Source organism: Pseudomonas sp. 43A (genome assembly GCF_013363935.1).
Lineage (GTDB): Bacteria > Pseudomonadota > Gammaproteobacteria > Pseudomonadales > Pseudomonadaceae > Aquipseudomonas > Aquipseudomonas crudilactis.
Genome location: NZ_CP054880.1, coordinates 6,739,139 through 6,758,293, shown reverse-complemented (window position 1 = coordinate 6,758,293; position 19,155 = coordinate 6,739,139). Strand labels below are relative to the sequence as shown.

Here is a 19,155-nt window from a genome sequence, read left to right as displayed (position 1 = left end):
GCTGTTATTATCCGCCGTATCTATTCAGTACGGATTGATCCATGTCCTCTCGCGAAATCCGCATCGCCACCCGTAAAAGTGCGCTGGCCCTCTGGCAGGCCGAATACGTCAAAGCCCGTCTGGAAGCGGCCCACCCGGGCCTGCTGGTGACGCTGGTGCCCATGGTCAGTCGCGGCGACAAGCTGCTCGATTCGCCGCTGTCGAAGATCGGCGGAAAGGGCCTGTTCGTCAAAGAACTGGAAACCGCACTGCTGGAAAACGAAGCCGACATCGCCGTGCACTCGATGAAAGACGTGCCGATGGATTTCCCTGAAGGCCTCGGTCTGTTCTGCATCTGCGAGCGTGAAGATCCGCGTGATGCCTTCGTTTCCAATACGTATGCAAGTCTGGAGGCGTTGCCGGCCGGCAGCATCGTCGGCACGTCGAGTCTGCGTCGTCAGGCGCAATTGCTGACCCGCCGTCCAGACCTGGAAATCCGTTTTCTGCGTGGCAACGTCAACACCCGTCTGGCCAAGCTTGATGCTGGCGAGTACGACGCGATCATCCTCGCCGCAGCGGGTTTGATCCGCCTCGGTTTCGAAGACCGCATCACCTCGGCGATCAGCGTTGATGACAGCCTGCCGGCCGGTGGTCAGGGTGCGGTCGGCATCGAATGCCGTAGTGCCGACACTGAAATCCACGCCTTGCTCGCACCTTTGCATCATGCCGACACCTCTTCGCGGGTGACCGCCGAACGTGCCCTCAACAAACATTTGAATGGCGGCTGCCAGGTGCCGATCGCTTGCTACGCCGTGCTCGAAGGCGAGCATTTGTGGCTGCGCGGTCTGGTCGGTGAACCGAGCGGTGGCAAGCTGCTCAGCGCCGAAGCTCGCGCGCCGCGCGCCGATGCCGAAGCATTGGGCGTGAAGGTCGCCGAAGACCTGCTCAGCCAGGGCGCCGACGATATTCTCAAAGCGGTCTATGGCGAGGCAGGTCACGAGTGACTGGCTGGCGCCTGTTGCTGACGCGCCCTGCGGAGGACTGTGCGGCGCTGGCCGAGACGTTGGCCGGGCAGGGGATTTTCAGTAGTTGTTTGCCGCTTCTGGACATTGTCGCGCTGCCAGTCTCTGACAAAATTCGTCAGGCGATTGCGCGGTTGCCGCGTTGCAACGCGGTGATTGTGGTCAGCAAACCGGCGGCACGTATTGCGGTGGATCTGCTAGACGGCTCGTCGTCGTTGACGATGCCTTGGTTCAGTGTCGGAGCCGCGACCGCGCAGATTCTCCGCGATCACGGCCTCGACGTCAGCTTCCCGGCTGACGGCGATGACAGCGAAGCCTTGCTGCAATTACCGCGTCTGCGTGAGGCGGTCAGCCAGCCCGGTGCGCAGGTGTTGATCCTGCGCGGTGAGGGCGGCCGCGAACTACTCGCCGAGCGCCTGCGCGAGCTAGGTGCTAGTGTCGAGTATCTGGAATTGTATCGACGTGATCTGCCAGCCTACGCCCCGAAGGAACTGTCGCGGCGGATCGAAGCGGAACGCTTGAACGGGCTGGTGGTCAGCAGTGGACAGGGTTTTGAGCACCTGCGTCAGATGGCTGGCGACTCCTGGCCGACAATCGCGCGTTTGCCATTGTTTGTGCCAAGCCCAAGAGTCGCCGAGCAGGCATTTGTCGCCGGGGCTCAAACAGTTGTGGATTGCCGCGGCGCGAATGCCGCGGCTTTGCTGACGGCGTTGCGGGAGCATCCCGAACCCGTTTTCTAATGCAAAGGATGGATACGTGAGCGAAACAGCCTTGCCTAAAGATGATGTGCAACCTGTGATTGAAACCCAGGTTGAAACTCCACCGCCGGCCACAGAGCCGCGCCGAGGCAATGGACTGGCCATCGTCGCCCTGTTGCTCGGCGCCGCCGGCGTCGCGATCGGTGGCTGGGGTGTCTGGCAGGTCCGTCACCTGCAGACCAACACTCAGCAGCAGTCCGGTGAAGTGCAGGCTTTGAACGATCAGGCGCAGAGCCTGAAGCTCAATGAACAGCGACTGACCGAGCGCCTCGCGCAGTTGCCGGGTGCCGACGAACTCGCCGAGCGCCAGCGTCTGGTGACGCAACTTCAGGGCGATCAACAGCGCCTCAATCAACGTCTGGAAACCGTCCTTGGCGCCAGCCGCAAGGACTGGCGCCTGGCTGAGGCAGAGCATTTGCTGCGTCTGGCCAGCCTGCGTCTTTCGGCGTTGCAGGACATCAGCAGCGCTCAGGCGCTGGTGCAGGGCGCTGACGAAATTCTCCGTGAGCAAAACGATCCCGGCTCCTTCGCCGCTCGCGAGCAAGTGGCGAAAACCCTCGTGGCGCTGCGCAGTACCGCGCAGCCGGATCGCACCGGTTTGTTCCTGCGTCTCGGCGCACTGCGTGATCAAGTCATCGAGCTCACCGAGCTGGCGCCGGAGTACAAGGATCGTGGCGAGTCGCTGCTGGGCCTGACCGCCGATGGTGATGGCGCCAGTCGTTGGGCGCAGTGGTGGGATCAGGTGTCGCGCTACATCCGCATCGATTTCAACGCCGACAAGAATGTGCGGCCGTTGCTGGCCGGGCAGAGCCTGAGTCAGGTTCGTCTGGCCCTGAGCCTTGCGCTTGAACAGGCGCAGTGGGCAGCGCTCAACGGGCAGGCGCCGGTCTACACCCAGGCACTGGCCGAAGCACGTGATGTGCTCAAGGGCAATTTCAATCCGGACAATCCGCAAAGCAAAGTGATGCTGGAACAGGTCGGTGAGCTCAGCAAGGAACCGGTTACGGTCGTGACTCCGGATCTGGCCGGTACGCTGAGTGCGGTGCAAGCCTATCTTGAGCGGCGCAACGTCAACGCCGAAGAGTCGGTGAAACCCTTTGCCAAACCTGCCGCCAACACCGCGCAGGAGGCCACGCCATGAAACGCCTGTATGTGATCGTGTTTCTGGTGATCGCGGCGACGGCGGCACTGGGCTTTGCAGTGGCCCAGCATTCCGGCTACGTGCTGATTGCCTACAAGAGCTTCCGTTACGAAGCGAGTCTTTGGGCAACGCTGGCGGTGATCGCGGTTTTGTGGCTGCTGATCTGGGGCATCAAGGCGCTGGTCGAGTTGGTCATGACGTCGAGTGGTGTGGTCAATCCATGGTCGCGGCGTAACCGCAGTCGACGGGTGCAGGTCGCCATCGAACACGGCCAACTGGATCTGGCCGAAGGTCGTTGGGCCAGTGCTCAGCGTCATCTTTATCGTGCGGCCGAAGCCGAGCGTCAGCCATTGCTGTACTACCTCGGTGCTGCCCGTGCGGCCAATGAGCAGGGCAATTACGAAGAGTGCGATCGTTTGCTTGAGCGCGCACTGGAGCGTCAGCCTCAAGCAGAGCTGGCTATCGCTTTAAGCCATGCGCAGTTGCAGACCGACCGTGGCGATACCGACGGTGCCTTGGTGACCTTGCAAGCGATGCATGATCGTCATCCGCACAATGCGCAGACGCTGCGCCAGTTGCAGCGTTTGTATCAGCAGCGCGGCGAATGGTCGGCGGTGATTCGTTTGCTGCCGGAATTGCGCAAGGACAAAGTCTTGCCCCCGGCCGAACTGGCTGAACTTGAGCGCCGTGCCTGGGGTGAAAACCTCTCGCTGGCAGCGCAGCGCGAGGAGGACGGCAGCGTTGGCTTGCAGTCGCTCACGCGTGCCTGGCAGCAGCTCACCTCGGCGCAGCGTCAGGAGCCACCGCTGGTACTGGCATACGCCGAACAGCTGCGCCAGCTGGGCGCTCAGGTCGAAGCGGAAGAAGTGTTGCGCACCGCCCTCAAGCGCAAGTACGACAGCCATCTGGCCCGTCTCTACGGTCTGGTGCGCGGCAGTGATCCGGCCCGTCAGTTGCAAACTGCCGAAGGCTGGCTGAAGGATCACCCCAACGATCCGAGCTTGCTGCTGACCCTTGGCCGCCTGTGTCTGCAAACCAGTCTGTGGGGCAAGGCGCGGGATTATCTGGAAAGCAGCCTGCGTGTGCAGCGCAACCCTGAAGCCTGTGCGGAACTGGCGCGTCTGCTCGCACAGCTGGGCGATACCGAGCGCAGCAATCAGTTGTTCCAGGAAGGCCTCGGTCTGCTGGACGAACGCCTGCTGGCCGCGCCGTTGCCGGTTCCAGCGCAGGTCTGAAGTGGCGGGGGAGGCAGCTCCCTCGCTTACCTTTTGTGGCTGAAATTTCAACTTCGTTGAGCGCCAGAAGCAAATTCCTACAGCGGTCTACACCGATTCCTCTCAAACCTGTCGGGTTTTCCCTACACCTCTGGTGAACTGTCGGCAGGGCCTCGCCTTGAAAGGCTGACACGCTTTCCTCTACCGTAACCGTCTGTCTCTACTGTTACGGAAAAGCCATGTCGTTGGCCTGCTCACGCTCCTTGTTCTTCATGGCTTTCACTGCGGGGGCCTTTGCTCTGGGAGCTTCCTATTATCTTGAATATGCTGTCGGTCTGAAGCCGTGCAGCTTGTGTCTGGTGCAGCGCCTGTTCCTCACGCTGCTGTGCGTGTGCAGTGGCATGGCAGCGGTGCACGGCCCCGGGCGTGTCGGTTTGTGGTTCTACTGGCTGTTGACGCTGGTCGCGAGCCTGGGCGGCACTACGGCCGCCTGGCGACAGGTATTGATACAGAGTGACCCGATGTTGCAACTGCTCAAATGTACCCCGCACCCCGAGACATTGTTCAGTGGTCTGCCCTGGATCTGCGCCTTGCAAAGGATGTTTAGCGGTGGTGCCGATTGCGCGGAAATATCCTGGACGCTGTTCGACCTGAGCATCCCGGAGTGGAGCCTGTTGTTCTTTGTCGCGGTATCGATACTGGCGGTGTATCAATTGTTACGGCTGGCCTGGAGTGCTCTGCAACGCCCGCTCAGCGGCGAAGCGTCGCACCGGCAGCTGCTACGGGATTAAACACTTGTATGAACTTTATCTCCTGCGTACCTTGAAGCCATAGGCGTGCGGGCATAATCTGGCCCGCACGTGTCATTGGATTTATGTTGCTCGATGACGCTCTGCCCGGCCGTCCCCCAAGTCAAAATCAAAAGAGGGGCGCGGGTGTAGAGCAGCATGACCCACAAGGGAAGAGAGATCGCCATGCTCGAAAGTTGTCAGAATGCTCAGGAACGCTGGGGTGGAGTTCATCTGCTGATCGACCGCTGGTTGCAGGAGCGTGAAGAGCTGATCGGCGCCTACGACAAGCTCGGCGCACAGCCTGAGTCGCTGTCGGAGAGCCGCAAGCCTTTGCAGGAATTCTGCGGCGTGCTGGTCGATTACGTCTCGGCCGGGCACTTCGAAATCTATGAACAGCTGACCGGCGAAGCCAAGGCGTTCAACGATAAGCGCGGCCTCGAACTCGCCGAGACGATATACCCGCGCATCGATGTCATCACCGAAAAGCTTCTTGCGTTCAATGATCTTTGCGATGAAGGCAAATGCGTTGCCGAGAAATTCAAGGAGCTCGGCGGCCTGCTTCACGAACGTTTCGAACTGGAAGATTGCCTGATTGAAGTGCTGCATACAGCACACAAGGAAGAAGATCCGGTTCAGGCTTGACCCAAGCCTTGATCAAAAAACGGTGTGCCCGAAAGCGCACCGTTTTTTATTGTCCGCTCAACTCGTCGCGCCGCGTAATTCCACTTCGAACACCAGCGGGGTGAACGGTGCGATCAGGTCGCCGGCACCGTCGGCGCCGTAGGCTTGATCCGATGGAATCACCAGCCGCCATTTTGCGCCCACCGGCATGTTCTGCAACGCCGTGCGCCAACCGGCAATCACGCTGTCGAGATTGAACCATTGCGGCTGAGTGTTCTGATCGAACACGGTGCCGTCCGGCAACCGTCCGACATACAGCACCTGCACTTTTCCATCGGGACCCGCCTTGGCGCCGTTGCCAGGCGTCAGCTCGGTTAGCAGGATGCCGTCGGCCAGTTCCTTCACGCCTGGTTTGGCTTTTTCAGTGGTGAGAAAACGCTGTTCGTTTTCCATCGCCGCGTCGCTCGAAGGCTGTGCCGAATGTTCGGCATTCTGCGATTCGTGATCAGCCAGAATCTGTTCAATGCGTGCTTCGCTCAGCGCCAGCGGCTTGCCCTGATAGGCTTGCTGCAAGCCATCGACCAACGCTTGAATCTGCAATTGCGGGACCTCCTGCCGCAACCGTTCACCGAGGCTGGCACCGAGGCTGTAGGCCAGATCGTGAGCGTCGTTTTCGGTGGTTTTTTCGTCAGCGTGAACGGCCGAAAAAACCATGCAGAGGGATAAAAAAAAGTAGCGCGACATGGGCACTCTCCGTCCTGAGATGCGGTGGATTATGCCAGCGTGAACGTCTGCAACGGTGAACTGCTTTTGCCTTCGCGCAGAACATTTTCACTTCGGTGCAACGCAACGCAATCGATACTGTCAAGATGCCCTAGCGGCGGTAACTGCAGAGGTCTAGTATGAGCCGCACTCACGTCAGCCAGGAGGTAAACCATGTCGGCCACCAAGAAGCCTGTAAATACTCCGTTGCACTTACTCCAACAACTCTCGGGCAGCCTGCTCGAGCATCTGGAAAACGCTTGCTCCCAAGCCTTGGCTGATGCTGAAAAACTGCTCGCCAAACTGGAAAAGCAACGCGGCAAGGCGCAGGAAAAACTGCATAAATCCCGCACCAAATTGCAGGACGCAGCTGCCGCCGGCAAAGCCAAGGCGCAGAACAAAGCCAAGGCCGCAGTGAAAGAACTGGAAGACCTGCTCGATGCCTTGAAGGATCGTCAGTCCGACACCCGCAGCTACATTCTGCAACTCAAGCGCGATGCCCAGGAGAGCCTGAAACTGGCTCAAGGTGTTGGTCGCGTTCAAGAAGCCGTGGGCAAAGTATTGTCCACCCGCGCAGCCAAACCGGCAGCTGCACCGGCGAAGAAAGCAGCTGCGAAACCGGCAGCTGCAAAAGCTCCAGCGAAAACCGCAGCGGCCAAGCCTGCTGCAAAAGCTGTTGCTAAATCCACCGCCAAGCCTGCTGCCAAAGCACCGGTGAAAGCGGCTGCAAAACCAGCTGCCAAAGCTGTCGCAAAACCTGCAGCGAAAAAACCAGCTGCGGCAAGTGCTGCAAAGCCAGCGGCTAAAACCACTGCGGCAAAACCTGCTGTGCGTACTGCCGCTGCTAAACCCGCTACCCGTGCCGCCGCTGCTAAACCAGCTGCCAAGCCAGCCACTGCCAAAGCTGCTCCAGCAAAAACCGCCGCTGCCAAACCGGCCGCTAAACCTGCTGCTAAAGTTGCGGCAAAACCAGCTGCCAAGACTGCCGCTGCCAAACCGGCTGCCAAGCCTGCCGCTAAACCAGCAGCCAAACCAGCCGTGAAAGCGGCTGCGAAACCTGCCGCCAAGCCAGCCGCTGCTGCTAAACCAGCAACTGCTGCTGCCAAGCCTGCTGCTGCAAAAACTACCGCCAAGCCAGCTGCAAAACCTGCTGCAAAACCCGCCGTTAAAAAGCCAGCCGCTGCCAAACCAGCTGCCGCCAAACCGGCTACCACTCCAGCTGCCAAGCCTGCTGCGCCAGCCACTCCGGCCACGCCAGCCGCCGCTGCACCAGCCGCTACTACCTCGACCCCTTCGACTGCACCATCGCCAGCCGCTGCGTCGAGCGTCAGCAACAACCCGACCAGCGCTTCCTAAGTGCCGGTTGCCGCGACGCGCAGCACTCGCAGCGCGTCGCGGTTCGGGTCGGCTGCCGTGCCGGCCAATTCTTCAAGCCAGGTTATTGAACCTGCGTCGTTTCGCAGCCACTCCTGCGCCACACCCTCAAGCCGTGACAGCAACGCTCGCTCAGCTTCCAGCTCAAGTGATTTGATCTGCTCGCGCATGCCTTTCAACACTGCATCATCAAGCGCCCGCGCTTTCCATTGCATACGCAGTGTGCGCAGCGGCTGCACCACCTCGATATCCCATGGTTCGGTCAGCGCCTGAAGCTGGCGAACGCGTTGTTCATCGCAGGTCACTGCGCGCTGCTCCAGCCATAAACCGCACAGCAGCAGGCACACATTGGCGCCCGCCGTTTGCAGTTGCAGGCAGGCGTCTTCCACGCCCGGTCGGGCGTAGGTGGCAAGGGAAAAGCTCCACAGGTCAGAGGACATCGTGCTACTCGCGCCAGTTGTGAGCGAAGCTGGTAGACTCCGCCGCCATTATGATCCGACTTCAGAACCTGACTTTACAGCGTGGCCCGCAACGTCTGCTAGAAGACGCCGAGCTGACCCTGCACGCCGGCCACAAAGCCGGCCTCATCGGTGCCAACGGCGCCGGCAAATCGAGCCTGTTCGCCTTGATTCGGGGTGAGCTGCACCCGGACTCGGGTGATTGCTTCTTGCCGGCTGACTGGCGCATCGCCCACATGCGCCAGGAAATCGAGACGCTCGAGCGCCTTGCCGTCGACTATGTGCTCGATGGTGACTTGCGTCTACGCGAGGTGCAACGTGACCTCGCCGCTGCCGAAGCCGCGCACGACGGTGCCGCTCAGGCCCGACTGCACTCGGAACTCGACAGCGCCGACGGTTACACCGCCGATGCGCGGGCGCGCAAGTTGCTTGCCGGTCTCGGTTTCACCAACGAGCAGATGGATCGTCAGGTCGGGGATTTCTCCGGTGGCTGGCGGATGCGTCTGAATCTGGCGCAGGCATTGATGTGCCCGTCGGACCTGTTGTTGCTCGACGAACCGACCAACCACTTGGACCTCGACGCGATCATCTGGCTCGAAGAGTGGCTGAAAAGCTATCCGGGCACCTTGCTGCTGATCTCCCACGACCGTGATTTCCTCGATGAAGTCGTCGATCACGTGGCCCATGTCGATCAGCGCAAAATCACCCTGTATCGCGGCGGCTACACCGCGTTCGAACGCGCCCGTGCCGAGCGTCTGGCCCAGCAGCAACAGGCCTACGAGAAGCAGCAGGCGCAACGTGCGCACATGGAAAGCTACATCGCCCGTTTCAAGGCCCAGGCCACCAAGGCCCGTCAGGCGCAGAGCCGGATCAAGGCCCTGGAGCGGATGGAAGAGCTGTCGGCGGCCCACGTCGATTCGCCGTTCGACTTCGTCTTCCGCGAGTCGACGAAGATCTCCAGCCCGCTGATCGACCTGTCCGATGCGCGTCTGGGTTATGGCGACAAAACCATCCTCGAGAAGGTCAAGCTGCAACTGACCCCGGGCGCGCGTATCGGCCTGCTCGGGCCGAACGGTGCGGGTAAATCGACCCTGATCAAGAACCTCGCCGGCGAGCTGTCACCGCTCGGCGGGCGCCTGACCCGTGGCGAGAACACCGTGGTCGGCTACTTCGCTCAGCATCAGCTCGATTCGCTGGATTCCAAGGCCAGTCCGTTGCTGCACATGCAGCGTCTGGCGCCGACCGAACGCGAGCAGACCCTGCGCGACTTCCTCGGCGGCTTCGACTTCCGTGGCGCGCGCATCGATGAGCCGGTGCTGAATTTCTCCGGTGGTGAAAAGGCGCGTCTGGCCCTGGCATTGATCGCTTGGGAACGCCCGAACCTGTTGCTGCTCGACGAACCAACCAACCACCTCGATCTGGAAATGCGCCTGGCGCTGACCATGGCCCTGCAGGAATTCAGCGGTGCGGTACTGGTGGTGTCTCACGATCGGCACTTGCTCAAGAGCACCACCGACAACTTCTACCTGGTCGCTGACGGCAAGGTCGAAGAGTTCGATGGCGATCTCGAAGACTATGCGCGCTGGCTGGTGGAATACCGCCAGCGTAATGCGCCGGTCAGCAACACCCCGGTGAACCCGGACAAGACCGACAAGAAGGCTCAGCGTCAGGCGGCGGCTGCGTTGCGTCAGCAATTGGCCCCGCACAAGCGTGAAGCCGACAAGCTTGAAGCTGAGCTTGGCAAGCTTCACGAGAAACTGGCCAAGGTCGACGCCAGCCTTGGTGACAGCGACATCTACGAGCCGGCGCGCAAGAGCGAGCTGCGTGATCTGCTTGCCGAGCAGGCCAAGCTGAAGGTTCGCGAAGGCGAGCTGGAAGAGGCGTGGATGGAAGCCCTCGAGGTATTGGAAAGCATGCAAGCGGAGCTGGAGGCGCTGTCCTGATGGAAGCGTTCAAGCTGCCGCTGCCGGCGGTGTGGGTCGAGCCGATCTGGTTTACGGTGCAGATTCTGTTGATTCTGCTGGCCGGCTATCTCACCCAGCGCTTCGTCGCCAAAGGCCTGACCCGGTTGGGTGAGCGCTATCCGTTTCCGCCGCAGTTGCTGATGCCGCTGCGCGGTGTGTTGCGCTGGCTGATCATGGGCAGCGCGCTGATCTTCGTATTGGAACGCCTCGGGGTTTCGGCCACGGTGTTGTGGACGGCGCTGTCGGGGTTCGTCGCGGTGGCAGCGGTCGCGTTCTTCGCGATGTGGAGTGTGTTGTCGAATTTGCTTTGCGCGATTCTGATCTTCACGGTCGGGCCGTTTCGCCTGGGCGATATCGTTGAGCTGGTGGACACCACGGACAAGCCTGGCGTGAAGGGGCGAGTGGTGGCGATCAATCTGCTCTACACCACGTTGATCGAGGCTGAAGAGCTGGGGACTGGCAGCGCCATGGTGCAAGTGCCGAACAGCTTGTTCTTCCAGCGCTCGGTGCGGCGCTGGCGCGGGACGGATGTGTTTCCGTCGAGCGGGTTCGAGAAGTAGATTCTGCGGCGTCTGTTCTGACGCCTTCGCGAGCAGGCTCGCTCCCACATTTGGAATGCATTCCCCCTGTGGGAGCGAGCTTGCTCGCGAAGGGGCCCTCAGCAGCACCCGCAACATTCAGCAAAAAATCGGTAGTCATCCATTCAAACCCGGATTAGCTTAGGCATTTGTCACGAGCATGAGTCGAGGTGTGCGATGGAGCTTCAAACATGGCTGGCGTTTTTTGCCGCCTGCTGGGTGATCAGTCTGTCCCCGGGTGCCGGCGCCATTGCGTCGATGTCCAGCGGTCTGCAATACGGTTTCTGGCGCGGTTACTGGAATGCCCTCGGCCTGCAGATCGGCCTGGCGGTGCAGATTGCGATTGTCGGCGCCGGTGTTGGCGCGATCCTGACCGCTTCGGCCACGGCGTTCCATGCGATCAAATGGTTTGGTGTCGCTTACCTCGTGTACCTGGCTATCAAGCAATGGCGTGCGCAGCCCATGGACATGAGCGATGACGCGGCGGTACGGCCGATCGGCAAGCCGCTGGCGCTGGTCTTCCGCGGCTTTCTGGTGAATATCAGCAACCCCAAGGCGCTGGTGTTCATGCTCGCGGTGCTGCCGCAGTTCATCAATCCACATGCGCCGTTGCTGATTCAGTATCTGGTGATTGGCGTGACGATGATCTGCGTTGATTTGATCGTGATGGCGGGCTACACCGGCCTGGCGTCGAAGGTGCTGCGCCTGTTGCGCACTCCGCAGCAGCAGAAGCGCATGAACCGCACGTTTGCCGGGTTGTTCATCGGCGCGGCGGCGTTTATGGCAACGTTGCGCAAAGCGGCGGCGTAAACATCGCGGGCACAAAAAAGGCGACCATTGCGGGTCGCCTTTTTTGTGGCTGGGACGCAGAGCGTCCCGGGATGCATGCCCACGCGGAGCATGGGAATGATCAGGAGCCAGTCATCAGCGCAAGATCACTGGCGCGGTATCACGCGGCAGGTTGTTGCGCTGCGGTGCTTCGCGCGGCTGCTCGTAACCGCCGCCACCGAGCTGCATGCTCAGTTGCCCGGCCACGTCTTCACCCAAGGCCTTGGACACGTCACGCACCACCCGTGGGCGGTTCAGCGAGATCTTGATGTCGCGGTGGTTCACCAGTTTGGTGTCCTGCGCTTCGCCCATCGCCGTGAAGGCCGAGGTGATCTCGAAGGTCTTGGTGTTGATCAGGCTGAAGTCCGCCACCAATGTCAGGCCCAGCACCGCCGAATAGCTGTCGGTGTTCGCCAGCTCGTTGATGTCCTGAGTGAAGTCGATGTCCGAAACAGTGCCGAACAGCACATAGTCGGCGCCTTTGAAGTTGCCGGCCTTGATGCGCTTGATCACGTCGTAGACGTCACCCTTGGACGACGCGGTGTACGGCGTGCCCTGCACCAGCTGGAACATGCCGGTACGCAGAATTTCACCCTTGATGTCGCCGGTGAATTTACGCAGCTCGCCTTGCTCGATGTAGCTGGTGCTCGCTTCGATCTCGTTGTAGCTCGAAGAGCCACTGGAGCTGTAGTAACCCTCGCGATGATTGCTCTGGGCCGAAACGATGTGGATGTATTGCTCCACACGTTCCTGATAGGCCAGATCCGTCACCGCGACTTTCGGGGCCGCCTGCGCGCTGAACGCGCAAGCCAGGGCCATCATGCCAATCCATGTGCGCATTGATTAACGCTCCGTGGTTTTGCGGATCTCTTTTTCGTCCATCCACTCGGCCAGACCGCTTTCAACGTCGATCAGTTGCAGGCTGAATTTGTAGAAGACGTCCTTGTAGTCGCTGCTGCGCTTGACGATCGAGCTGATCGAGCCTTCGATGCGGTACTTGGCGGCAACCATGTTGCCAGTCTTGGCCACGGTGCTTTTCTTGTACAGACCGCTCTGGTTTTGCAGCTTGAGCTGGTCAACCTGGCTCTGCATCGCGTTGTTGTCGCTGGCGAAGCGGGCAACACCGGTCTTCATCAGCTGAGTCTTGATGCTGGTGGTGATTTCGCGGGTGTCGATGTACTCGCTGGTCTTGTTCTTCACGTCGTAGACCTGAACCACCGGACGGCCTTGCAGGATGCCGGACTGAGCCAGCGAGCGGGTCATCGACTCGGCGATCATCTGCAGGTCGGTCGAACCGAATTCGTTGGTCACGGTTTCAACCGCTTTGGTGTCGCCGTAGCTGATGTTCTTGCTGCCCAGGGTCGGCGAAGTGTTGGCGCAACCGGAGGCCAGCAGGGCGATGACGGCGATGCAGGAAAAGCGTGCAAACATGGGAGTGCTCTCTAAAACAGGAATAGGGTGGCAGGCTTACGGCGTCTTGATTTCCAGACGGAAGTCCACGGCTTTCGGGGTCGGGGCGATGCCTTGAATGAAGCTGGTCTGGGCGCCGTACATCATTTGGCTTTTCCAGACTTCTTCTTCGGCAATCGGGAAGCCTTCCGCACCGAGCCAGGCGAAGCGGTAGTAGAAAATCTTGTTGCTGTTGAGGGTGTTGCTCAACTGCACGTTGACCGTCATGAAGCCGTTTTCGCGGGCGACGCGCATGGCGCCGACGACGATGTGTTTCTGCGGACCCATGGCCACGACTTTGCTCGCGGCGCTGCCCGGCTCTGGCGGTGGCGGGGTGGCGCAGCCGCTCGCCAGCAAGGCGAGGGCGGCGACGGCGATGAGTTTGAAGCGCATGCAAAGACTCCGTTCTTAAGGTTGTTTGAGGCTGGCGACGTTGGTCGCGCTGGCGCTCGGGATGACGTGTGCGGCGAGGCCACCGGCGAACACCTGGTTGCCCACGGCGCGCAGGGTGATCACCTGATAACGCTGATCGACAGTGACCTTGACCACCGAACCGCCCACGGCGCTTGGCAGGGTAACCTGATGCTCGCCTTTTTTCAGACGCAGACGCACCACTTGTGTGTAGTCCGGCAGGGTGCGCCACGTACGGGTATCGGCACCTTCGAGCACAGCTGAAGAGATACCGACGGCCAGACCGGCCAGCGGGTTGGTTTCGTTGATCTGCTTCTGCGCAACACCCTTGGTGATCGCCCGCACGGTGGTGCGCAGGATGATCCCCGGCATGTCGTCGCGCAGGGCGCGGCGGGACATCGCGGTGGTGCTGTTGAGCGCGGTCAGATCGACCTGCTGACCGTCGACGCCGATTTGCGCGAACGTCGCCGTAGAGGTATCAGGTTTGATGATCGGGAACGACAGCGGCGTGATCACCACGTTGTTGGAGATCGGCAATGGCAGCGGTACGCGGATCGAGTCGCGGGCCGGGGCCAGACCGCTCTGGACAACGATGAGGATGTCGCTGTCGTCGGACTTGCCCGGCTTGTCGAGGTTGACCAGTGCCTGTTCCAGCAGTGGCGTGTTCGGACGCAGCTCGGCGGCCTTGCGGTAGCCCGGTGCAGCCAGGCCTTTCTCGCCCAGCGCTTCATAAACGAAGCCGGACAGGTAATGGCTGAACGCACTCTGGTAGCTGTTTTTCAGGCCAACCACTTCCGGCGCGTCGAGACTGGCGACCGGATAGCCTTGCAGATCCTTGTACTGCGTCTTGATGCCTTCTTTCTCGGCCTCTTCTTCGCTCTTGAGGTATTCCTTGTCGCGCAGGTCAGCGATCACCGCTTCGCGCTCGTGAGTCTTCTTGATCGCGGTACGCGCGCCGTCGAAGTCATTGACCGCCAGCAGGTTCAGGGCCATCTGCGTGGTCAGCATGACTTTTTCGTAGTCGTAACCTTCGTAGCGACGCACTTTGTCGTTGACGATGAAGCTGCCGAACTGGGCCAGGTACTTACCGGTGTCGAGCTTGACCGAGTCTTCCCACTGACCGACCACCACATCGGCGCTGGTCCAGGCATTCTGGCTGCCGGACAGGTCGCCCTTGGCGCGCAGCAACTCACCCTTCTCGAAGTAATAGAGCAGGTCTTTGTCGGGGCCGGTGTTGTTCTTTTCCAGCAGGGTCAGCGCGGCGTCAACGTTGCCGGTGGCCAGTTGCTGGTTGGTCTGTGCCAGTTCGGAATCGTAGTTGCGAAACGCCGAACAGCCGGAGAGTAGAGTGACGGCGCTGAGCGCGATCAAGGTGGGAGCGCGGAAAACCATGGGGTACTTCTTCCCTGAGTAGCTGATTTAACTGCAGCCGCGTGTGCTGGTCGGGCTGATGTGACCCATCGACAGGGCGTTGGCCTCCTGCCAATTCCTCGTTACCGGAGGAGCTTTTGTGCCGGCTCGCATGGCGAGGGCGCGGCATTATAGGCGTGACGTAGTGGCTATGTAATTGCTTTTTGATTGCAATAGTTTGGTGGTGTGCCATTACCTGGCAGGCGTCGGCGTTTTTTCCGGCAACGGAGTGTCCCGCGGGACGAAAGCCGAGCCCATCGTATACGTCTGATCCCGGAACACTCGCAGGTGCAGAATCTGGTGGTCCTGGTCGACGCGTAATTGAAACGGGTAGTCAGTCGGTGGGATTGGCAATCGAAACGTATGCAACCCTTTTTTCAGGCGCAGGCGGGCGATCAGTGTTTTGTCCGGCAGCGCCCGCCAGGTTCGCGTGTCAGCTTCTTCAAACGGGTCATGCTGGGTGACTGTCAGCGAAACCTTGGCCGGATTGCGCTCGTTCTCCTGAGCCTGACTGATGGCGGCCATGTTGGCGCGGAACATCGCCCGCGAGATGATTGCCGGCATGTCATCGCGTAATGTGCGGATGGACATGTCGGTGACGCTGTTGATCACGGTCAGCGGCTGTTTTCGACCATCCACCGTGACATGACTGAAGCCGGGGGTCACGGTGTCCGGCACCATGACCGGAAAAGAAATCGGCGCGACGATGACTAGATTTTCGTTCAGGCGCACAGGAATAGGCACTTGCACCGAACTGCGGGCAGGCGCCAGGCCACTCTGGATAATGATCAACACATCGCTTTCATCGGTTTTCGCGATGGGCTTGTCGAGATTGCGCAAGGCTTTTTGCAGAAAGGGCAGGTCCGGGCGCAATTCGATCGCTTGGCGATAGCCGGGCGCCGCGAGGTCTCGCTCGCCCAAGGCCTCGTAAGTGAAGCCAGCCAGATAATGGCTGAAAGCACTCTGATAGCCGTTCTTCAGCTCTACCACATTCGGCGCGTCAAGAATGGCCACGGGGTAGCCTTGCAGGTCCTTGTAACGCAAGACGATGCCTTGGGTCTTGGCTTGTTCTTCGGCTTCTTCGTATTGTTTTTCCCGCTGCCGGGCGATCAGTGCTTCGCGTTCGTGGGTTTTCTTGATGTCGGCGCGTGCCCCAGCGAAATCGTTGACGGACAACTGATTGAGGGCCATTTGCGTGGTCAGCATGACCTTTTCGTAATCGTAGCCTTCGTAGCGCCGCAACTTGTCGTTGACCAGCATGGTGCCCATTTCATCGCCGAACCGCACCAGCAACTTCATGGCGCCTGACGGGTTGAGTTCTTCACGCTGGAAGATCATCCGGTCAGCACTGCGCCAGGCTTGCTGACTTTCGGGCAGGGCGCTGCCAGCGCTGAGGATGGCGCCTGTTTCCAGGTAATACAGCAGATCCTTGTCTTCCCACGGGTTGTGCATCTCGACCAGTGCCAGTGCGCCGGTGAGGTTGCCCTTGGTCATCTCGTCGGTGGTTTGCTGCATTTCCTGATCGTAATTGCGGTAAGCCGCGCAGCTGTTCAATAAAAGAGCAGTGGCCAACAGGACGAACAACGGGATGATCCGCATAAACGGGGGTGTCTCCTTGAGCCGAAATGTTGAGGGCGCGCGCAGTATAGTGGCGGATGCTGGCCAATGGCTGCGATTCAGGTGGGGGGCCGATGTGCGCCGATCAAGGACCCTGTCACTGCGGCAATCCTCGGCGATATTGCGGTGTTCGTCTGCCGGGTATATCCGCCCAATAAAAGCGAAAAACCGACAAAGCTTGAGAGAAAAGTCCGCGAAGTGAACAATATGTAACTTCGCATTTCCATTTGAGATCCGTTCATGACTGCCTCGTCCCGAATTCTGGCCTGGCTGGTGCTCCCGTTGTTTGCCCTGAGCAGCTTCAATCTGCTGGCCGATACCGTGGAAGGCGCGCCGCAAGCGCTGCACCTGCTCGATTACATCAGTGCGGATTACCCGCCGACGGTAGCGGCGGGCAAGGTTGTCGATGATTCCGAATACCGCGAGCAACTGGAGTTCACGCGGGCGCTGCAAGGCCTGATCGCCGGCATGCCGGCCAAGCCGGAAAAGGCTGCTCTGGAGCAGGGCGTTAAAGCTTTGCATGGCGCAATCAGCGCGAAGCAGGATGGCGCCGAAGTGGCCCGTCAGGCGCGGCAACTGGGCGCGCAACTGGCGGTGGCGTATGAAGTCAGCCAGGCACCGATCATCACTCCGGATCCGACTCGCGGCGCACCGCTCTATGCGCAGAATTGCTCGGTGTGCCACGGTGACAGCGGCGCCGGTGACGGCCCGGCGGGGCTCGGCATGACCCCGGCACCGGCCAATCTGCGTGATGCGGCGCGGTTGGATCACCTGAGCCTGTACGCGATCTACAACACCCTCGGCCAAGGCGTCGAAGGCACCGACATGCCGGCGTTTGCCGATCAGCTCGATGATCGTCAGCGCTGGGACCTGGCGACTTACATCGCCGGCTTCAGCGCCGATCCGGCGGCGGCCAAGTCGGAGAAGAGCTACAGCATCGCCGATCTGGCGCGCCAGACTCCGGCTGAAGTGCAGGCCGCCGAAGGCGCGCAAGCTGCGACGACCTTCCGTGCGCAGCGCGCGCAACCGCCGCAGGTCAAGCGTGGCCCGGCGCAGTTGCTCGACTACACCGCGACAACCCTGGACAAGAGTCTTGCCGCCTACCGCGCCGGTGAACACGATCAGGCGTACGACCTGTCGGTCGCGGCCTATCTGGAAGGCTTCGAACTGGTCGAGAGCTCGCTGGATAACGTCGACGCCAATGTGCGCAAGGACACCGAAAAATCCCTGATGGCGTATCGGCAATCGTTGCAGGACGGCTTGCCGGTCGAGCAGGCCGAGCAGCGTCTGGAGGCGGCCAAGGCCAAGTTGAAAGAGTCCGCCGGCCTGCTTGGCAGCGATGGTCTGAGCTGGTCGCTGAGCTACATCTCCGGTCTGCTGATTCTGCTGCGCGAAGGGCTGGAAGCGATTCTGGTGCTGGCGGCGATCCTCGCCTTCCTGCGCAATACCGGCCAGCAATCGGCGGTGCGCAGCGTCAACGTCGGTTGGGGCCTGGCGCTGCTGGCGGGCCTCGGCACCTGGGCGCTGGCGGCGTATGTGATCGACGTCAGCGGCTCGCAGCGTGAATTGCTTGAAGGCGCGACGGCGCTGTTCGCCAGTGTCATGGTCTTGTGGCTCGGCGTGTGGATGCACGATCGTCGCCACGCAGCGGCCTGGCAGGATTACATCAAGAGCAGTCTGGTCGGTGGCGGCGGACGTTTCGGTTTCGCGATCCTCGCGTTCTTCTCGGTGTACCGCGAGTTGTTCGAAGTGATCCTGTTCTACGAAACCCTGTGGTTGCAGGCCGGCCCGGCCGGGCATGACGCCGTGCTCGCCGGCGGCGCGACCGCACTGGTGCTGCTGGTCGGTCTGGCGTGGGTGATTCTGCGCGGTTCGGCGAAACTGCCGCTGACGCTGTTCTTCAGCATCAACGCGGCGCTGCTGTGCGCGCTGTCGGTGGTGTTTGCCGGGCATGGCGTGAAGGCCTTGCAGGAAGCCGGGATCTTCGGCACGCGGCCGGTGGCGTTCTTTGAATTCGACTGGCTGGGGATTCATGCCGATGCCTATTCGCTGACAGCGCAGGCGGTGGCGATTGTGGCGATTGTTGTGTTGTATGGGCGTAGTTGGATGGCGGAGAAGAAGCGAGTAGTCGCTTAACAGCATTCGCTGCGCTCACATTCGCGAGCAAGCTCGCTCCCACAGGGACGGTGTGTATTCTGTGGGAGCGAGCCTGCTCGCGAATTGTTTTTGGGAGGTTAGAAAAATGCGTGTATGGATCGATGCCGACGCCTGCCCGAGGGCGGCGAAGGATCTGGTGGTGAAGTTTGCCCTCAAGCGTCAGTTTGAAGTGGTGCTGGTGGCCGGGCAGCCGCAGATCAAGCCGGGGCTGGCCATCGTCAAACTGATCGTGGTGCCGAGCGGCCCGGATGCGGCAGACGATTATCTGGTCGAGCACGCGGTACCGGGTGAGCTGGTGATTTGCAGCGATATTCCATTGGCCGATCGTTTGGTGAAGAAGGGCGTCGCGGCGCTGGATCCACGTGGCAAGGAGTTCGATGCGCAGAACATGGGCGAACGCTTGGCCGTGCGCAACCTGTTCACCGATCTGCGCGAACAAGGCCAGATGAGCGGCGGCCCGGCGCCATTTGGCGATCGCGAGAAGCAGGCGTTTGCCAATGCGCTGGACCGGATTCTCACCCGACTGACGCGCAAACCTTAAGCCCTATACAAATCCCCTGTGGGAGCGAGCCTGCTCGCGCGAAGGCGCCGAATCAGGCAACGCTGTGTTGAATGACACAC

General features: G+C 60.7%; 20 protein-coding genes. 13 read left to right on the top strand and 7 right to left on the bottom strand.

Annotated features, from left to right (window positions below):
• Positions 1–41 precede the first annotated feature (41 nt).
• The 6 genes from hemC to HUW52_RS29925 all read left to right on the top strand — a co-directional run bounded on the left by hemC (position 42) and on the right by HUW52_RS29925 (position 5,547).
• A complete protein-coding gene (hemC, locus tag HUW52_RS29950) occupies positions 42–983 on the top strand; it encodes a hydroxymethylbilane synthase (protein WP_175555613.1) in 942 nt (313 codons plus the stop codon).
• Entirely contained in the window at positions 980–1,741 is a 762-nt protein-coding gene (locus HUW52_RS29945; protein ID WP_175555612.1) for a uroporphyrinogen-III synthase, read from the top strand. The genes hemC and HUW52_RS29945 overlap by 4 nt, the downstream gene beginning before the upstream one ends.
• A gap of 16 nt (positions 1,742–1,757) precedes the next feature.
• Entirely contained in the window at positions 1,758–2,900 is a 1,143-nt protein-coding gene (locus tag HUW52_RS29940) for a uroporphyrinogen-III C-methyltransferase (protein WP_016985886.1), read from the top strand.
• Positions 2,897–4,135, top strand: a complete 1,239-nt coding sequence (locus HUW52_RS29935; RefSeq protein ID WP_016985887.1) for a heme biosynthesis protein HemY — start codon at positions 2,897–2,899, stop codon at positions 4,133–4,135. Before HUW52_RS29940 ends, HUW52_RS29935 begins: the two co-directional genes overlap by 4 nt.
• 218 nt (positions 4,136–4,353) lie before the next feature.
• On the top strand, positions 4,354–4,905 hold the full coding sequence (locus HUW52_RS29930; RefSeq protein ID WP_016985888.1) for a disulfide bond formation protein B: 552 nt from the start codon (positions 4,354–4,356) through the stop codon (positions 4,903–4,905).
• 183 nt (positions 4,906–5,088) lie between these two features.
• The gene (locus HUW52_RS29925; protein WP_016985889.1) at positions 5,089–5,547 is read left to right on the top strand and encodes an Rsd/AlgQ family anti-sigma factor; all 459 of its coding nucleotides are present in this window, start codon (positions 5,089–5,091) and stop codon (positions 5,545–5,547) included.
• A 57-nt stretch (positions 5,548–5,604) separates the two neighbouring features.
• Here the strand turns inward: HUW52_RS29925 and HUW52_RS29920 are convergent, their stop codons facing one another.
• Positions 5,605–6,270 carry an FKBP-type peptidyl-prolyl cis-trans isomerase gene (locus tag HUW52_RS29920; RefSeq protein WP_175555611.1) on the bottom strand — a complete coding sequence of 222 codons (666 nt, stop codon included), beginning with the start codon at positions 6,268–6,270 and terminating at the stop codon, positions 5,605–5,607.
• Positions 6,271–6,462: 192 nt separating this feature from the next.
• Between HUW52_RS29920 and HUW52_RS29915 the strand changes: the two genes are divergently transcribed.
• Positions 6,463–7,644: an AlgP family protein gene (locus HUW52_RS29915; RefSeq protein WP_175555610.1), complete on the top strand. Its 1,182-nt coding sequence runs from the start codon at positions 6,463–6,465 to the stop codon at positions 7,642–7,644.
• On the opposite strand, the gene HUW52_RS29910 is transcribed toward HUW52_RS29915, so the two are convergent.
• Complete coding sequence (locus HUW52_RS29910) at positions 7,641–8,102, bottom strand: TIGR02444 family protein (protein WP_175555609.1); 462 nt, start codon at positions 8,100–8,102, stop codon at positions 7,641–7,643. The genes HUW52_RS29915 and HUW52_RS29910 overlap by 4 nt on opposite strands.
• A gap of 50 nt (positions 8,103–8,152) precedes the next feature.
• Between HUW52_RS29910 and HUW52_RS29905 the strand changes: the two genes are divergently transcribed.
• The 3 genes from HUW52_RS29905 (at position 8,153) to rhtB (ending at position 11,472) form a co-directional block, all read left to right on the top strand.
• Positions 8,153–10,063, top strand: coding sequence for an ATP-binding cassette domain-containing protein (locus HUW52_RS29905; protein ID WP_175555608.1), 1,911 nt, complete (start codon positions 8,153–8,155; stop codon positions 10,061–10,063).
• Positions 10,063–10,644 carry a mechanosensitive ion channel family protein gene (locus HUW52_RS29900; protein WP_016985893.1) on the top strand — a complete coding sequence of 194 codons (582 nt, stop codon included), beginning with the start codon at positions 10,063–10,065 and terminating at the stop codon, positions 10,642–10,644. The genes HUW52_RS29905 and HUW52_RS29900 overlap by 1 nt, the downstream gene beginning before the upstream one ends.
• Before the next feature lie 195 nt (positions 10,645–10,839).
• Entirely contained in the window at positions 10,840–11,472 is a 633-nt protein-coding gene (gene rhtB / locus HUW52_RS29895) for a homoserine/homoserine lactone efflux protein (RefSeq protein WP_175555607.1), read from the top strand.
• Between the two features lie 114 nt (positions 11,473–11,586).
• On the opposite strand, the gene HUW52_RS29890 is transcribed toward rhtB, so the two are convergent.
• The 5 genes from HUW52_RS29890 to HUW52_RS29870 all read right to left on the bottom strand — a co-directional run bounded on the left by HUW52_RS29890 (position 11,587) and on the right by HUW52_RS29870 (position 16,359).
• The gene (locus HUW52_RS29890) at positions 11,587–12,330 is read right to left on the bottom strand and encodes a penicillin-binding protein activator LpoB (protein WP_175555606.1); all 744 of its coding nucleotides are present in this window, start codon (positions 12,328–12,330) and stop codon (positions 11,587–11,589) included.
• Between the two features lie 3 nt (positions 12,331–12,333).
• Entirely contained in the window at positions 12,334–12,921 is a 588-nt protein-coding gene (gene lpoB, locus HUW52_RS29885) for a penicillin-binding protein activator LpoB (protein WP_016772610.1), read from the bottom strand.
• A gap of 36 nt (positions 12,922–12,957) precedes the next feature.
• Positions 12,958–13,332: a YcfL family protein gene (locus HUW52_RS29880; RefSeq protein WP_007911131.1), complete on the bottom strand. Its 375-nt coding sequence runs from the start codon at positions 13,330–13,332 to the stop codon at positions 12,958–12,960.
• A 15-nt stretch (positions 13,333–13,347) separates the two neighbouring features.
• The gene (locus HUW52_RS29875; protein ID WP_175555605.1) at positions 13,348–14,742 is read right to left on the bottom strand and encodes a COG3014 family protein; all 1,395 of its coding nucleotides are present in this window, start codon (positions 14,740–14,742) and stop codon (positions 13,348–13,350) included.
• A 210-nt stretch (positions 14,743–14,952) separates the two neighbouring features.
• Complete coding sequence (locus HUW52_RS29870) at positions 14,953–16,359, bottom strand: COG3014 family protein (RefSeq protein WP_175555604.1); 1,407 nt, start codon at positions 16,357–16,359, stop codon at positions 14,953–14,955.
• A gap of 66 nt (positions 16,360–16,425) precedes the next feature.
• On the opposite strand from HUW52_RS29870, the gene HUW52_RS29865 reads away from it, so the two are divergent.
• The 3 genes from HUW52_RS29865 (at position 16,426) to HUW52_RS29855 (ending at position 19,075) form a co-directional block, all read left to right on the top strand.
• A complete protein-coding gene (locus HUW52_RS29865; protein ID WP_016985898.1) occupies positions 16,426–16,590 on the top strand; it encodes a hypothetical protein in 165 nt (54 codons plus the stop codon).
• Between the two features lie 27 nt (positions 16,591–16,617).
• Complete coding sequence (locus HUW52_RS29860) at positions 16,618–18,513, top strand: FTR1 family protein (RefSeq protein ID WP_175555603.1); 1,896 nt, start codon at positions 16,618–16,620, stop codon at positions 18,511–18,513.
• A gap of 106 nt (positions 18,514–18,619) precedes the next feature.
• A complete protein-coding gene (locus HUW52_RS29855; RefSeq protein ID WP_007911138.1) occupies positions 18,620–19,075 on the top strand; it encodes a YaiI/YqxD family protein in 456 nt (151 codons plus the stop codon).
• Positions 19,076–19,155 lie beyond the last annotated feature (80 nt).

Excerpts from the sequence above, each read along its gene's own strand:
- hemC (WP_175555613.1), top strand. The coding sequence starts at position 42 with ATGTCCTCTCGCGAAATCCGCATCGCCACCCGTAAAAGTGCGCTGGCC.
- HUW52_RS29935 (WP_016985887.1), top strand. The coding sequence starts at position 2,897 with ATGAAACGCCTGTATGTGATCGTGTTTCTGGTGATCGCGGCGACGGCG.
- HUW52_RS29930 (WP_016985888.1), top strand. The coding sequence starts at position 4,354 with ATGTCGTTGGCCTGCTCACGCTCCTTGTTCTTCATGGCTTTCACTGCG.
- HUW52_RS29925 (WP_016985889.1), top strand. The coding sequence starts at position 5,089 with ATGCTCGAAAGTTGTCAGAATGCTCAGGAACGCTGGGGTGGAGTTCAT.
- HUW52_RS29920 (WP_175555611.1), bottom strand. The coding sequence starts at position 6,270 with ATGTCGCGCTACTTTTTTTTATCCCTCTGCATGGTTTTTTCGGCCGTT.
- HUW52_RS29915 (WP_175555610.1), top strand. The coding sequence starts at position 6,463 with ATGTCGGCCACCAAGAAGCCTGTAAATACTCCGTTGCACTTACTCCAA.
- HUW52_RS29910 (WP_175555609.1), bottom strand. The coding sequence starts at position 8,102 with ATGTCCTCTGACCTGTGGAGCTTTTCCCTTGCCACCTACGCCCGACCG.
- HUW52_RS29905 (WP_175555608.1), top strand. The coding sequence starts at position 8,153 with ATGATCCGACTTCAGAACCTGACTTTACAGCGTGGCCCGCAACGTCTG.
- HUW52_RS29900 (WP_016985893.1), top strand. The coding sequence starts at position 10,063 with ATGGAAGCGTTCAAGCTGCCGCTGCCGGCGGTGTGGGTCGAGCCGATC.
- rhtB (WP_175555607.1), top strand. The coding sequence starts at position 10,840 with ATGGAGCTTCAAACATGGCTGGCGTTTTTTGCCGCCTGCTGGGTGATC.
- HUW52_RS29890 (WP_175555606.1), bottom strand. The coding sequence starts at position 12,330 with ATGCGCACATGGATTGGCATGATGGCCCTGGCTTGCGCGTTCAGCGCG.
- lpoB (WP_016772610.1), bottom strand. The coding sequence starts at position 12,921 with ATGTTTGCACGCTTTTCCTGCATCGCCGTCATCGCCCTGCTGGCCTCC.
- HUW52_RS29880 (WP_007911131.1), bottom strand. The coding sequence starts at position 13,332 with ATGCGCTTCAAACTCATCGCCGTCGCCGCCCTCGCCTTGCTGGCGAGC.
- HUW52_RS29875 (WP_175555605.1), bottom strand. The coding sequence starts at position 14,742 with ATGGTTTTCCGCGCTCCCACCTTGATCGCGCTCAGCGCCGTCACTCTA.
- HUW52_RS29870 (WP_175555604.1), bottom strand. The coding sequence starts at position 16,359 with ATGCGGATCATCCCGTTGTTCGTCCTGTTGGCCACTGCTCTTTTATTG.
- HUW52_RS29865 (WP_016985898.1), top strand. The coding sequence starts at position 16,426 with ATGGCTGCGATTCAGGTGGGGGGCCGATGTGCGCCGATCAAGGACCCT.
- HUW52_RS29860 (WP_175555603.1), top strand. The coding sequence starts at position 16,618 with ATGACTGCCTCGTCCCGAATTCTGGCCTGGCTGGTGCTCCCGTTGTTT.
- HUW52_RS29855 (WP_007911138.1), top strand. The coding sequence starts at position 18,620 with ATGCGTGTATGGATCGATGCCGACGCCTGCCCGAGGGCGGCGAAGGAT.